The organism is Pseudomonas sp. R62 (genome assembly GCF_000257605.1).
Taxonomy (GTDB): Bacteria; Pseudomonadota; Gammaproteobacteria; order Pseudomonadales; family Pseudomonadaceae; genus Aquipseudomonas; species Aquipseudomonas atacamensis.
The window spans coordinates 1-1,025 of sequence record NZ_AHZM01000891.1; the positions used below are offsets into that span (position 1 = coordinate 1).

Annotated in this window: 1 protein-coding gene and 1 riboswitch; the gene reads left to right on the forward strand. The window is 61.4% G+C overall.

Annotation, left to right across the window (positions count from 1 at the left end; genetic code table 11):
- The first annotated feature begins 295 nt into the window (after window positions 1–295).
- Window positions 296–507, forward strand: a riboswitch (cobalamin riboswitch).
- 99 nt (window positions 508–606) lie between these two features.
- Window positions 607–1,025: GTP-binding protein (locus tag OQK_RS00910; protein WP_016770706.1), on the forward strand; the 419-nt coding region annotated here is incomplete at its 3' end.

Here is a 1,025-nt window from a genome sequence, read left to right on the forward strand (position 1 = left end):
CCTCGGGGAGAGGGCTAGGGTGAGGGGCTCTAGATCTGGCTTTTGCTTTGGCTTTGATCTTTTGCCCCTTCAGCAGGCTGCGCCCGGATCGGTCCCGTAACGAAGGTACCCCGAGCTCCAGCGAGCGGGCCGTACGCCGGGGCAAAGCCTTTTGGTTCCTTTTTGCTGTGCCGGCACTCCGGCGTTTGAAAAAGGGACTCGCTGTAAGAGCAAAACCTTAAGAAGCCGTTACCGCAGCAACGGATATACCCCCAGTTTCAGACTCACCGACCATTGACCCACGACGGACCCATGCGTAGCCTTGCGCTTTCGAGGTTCTTCGGCACTCGCCGAAGCTAAGAAGGGAACGCGGTCAAAGCCGCGGCTGCCCCCGCAACTGTGAACGGTGATGTTCGTTGCCACGCCACTGCCAGCTCAACCGATGAGCCAGCGGGAAGGCGCAATGGACGCCAGGTCTCGCGCCTGAACGCCGTCAGCCAGGAGACCTGCCTCGTCACAGATTCTCACTACAACCGGGCGGGGTGATCCGGTGGCGAATGCTTCCGGCGTGCATGCGCGCTGCCGGTTCTCGTCCCGTATGCCCGCCGCTTGCCAAAGGGCATACCGATGAAAACACTGGCCAAACTCCCCGTCACCATCGTCACCGGTTTCCTCGGTTCAGGCAAAACCACGCTGCTGCGGCACATGCTCGACAACGCTCAGGGCCGGCGCATCGCGGTGATCGTCAACGAGTTTGGCGAGCTCGGCATCGACGGTGAGATCCTCAAGCAATGCACCATCGGCTGCACCGAAGAAGAGGCCAGCGGCCGCGTATATGAGCTGGCCAACGGCTGCCTGTGCTGCACGGTGCAGGAAGAATTCTTCCCGGTAATGCGCGAACTGGTTGCCCGTCGCGGTGATCTCGACCACATCCTTATTGAAACCTCGGGCCTGGCCCTGCCAAAACCGCTGGTGCAAGCCTTCCAGTGGCCGGAAATCCGTAGCGCCTGCACCGTTGACGCGGTGATCACCGTGGTCGACAGCCC